A 676-nucleotide genomic window follows, 5' to 3' on the forward strand; every position below is an offset into this window, starting at 1 on the left:
CCGATGCCCATTCACGGTAAACTCTTTATAGGACTTTACCGTTCAGTGGGCATCTCAGAAACTGATTTGGTTTTCAGTTTCTGCCCGTCTTTTTCCGTCCCTGCAGCCTAAGTTTCACTAACGGTTTCCAGACGGCTTTCATCGCCAACGGATTCCGCTCCGCCCGGCGTCAAACCTCCAAGCAGGCCTCCACCCCGTCCGTCCCCATTCCCAGGACTCATGGCTGTGTACTGGTCTGATAAAGGATAAATAAAGATTTGGAGAAGGGAAGTAGAAAAGGCAAAGAAGCGTTTGGTTGAGATGTTGTTTGGTATTTAGTGCAAATTATGACATAGAGGTTTAAAGTAACTGACGTGGGGATTAGCAGTAAAAGGTCAAGGCATTTTCGAAAATGCCTTGAGTGTTGATGTTAAATGGTGTGGGGATTTATATTAAAGGGTGAAGCCATTTTCGAAAATGCCTTCGCCCTTTATGTTAAATTTGCTTCTAATTACTTTAGCCAGAGAAAACCAGCAGGGAAGCGGGGAGGGCGGACGGCGGGACAGAAGACCGGAGAGCGGGACCGGGGAAAACCAACGAAACAGGGGTCATGTGGAAACCATTTAGTGGAACTTAGGTTTTCAGCAGGAAAGAAGGCGGGCAGAAACTGAATTCCGAATCAGTTTCTGAGATGCCC

Origin of the sequence: Clostridium sp. MCC353, assembly GCF_018785315.1 — a bacterium.
In the GTDB taxonomy this organism is placed as follows: domain Bacteria; phylum Bacillota; class Clostridia; order Lachnospirales; family Lachnospiraceae; genus CHH4-2.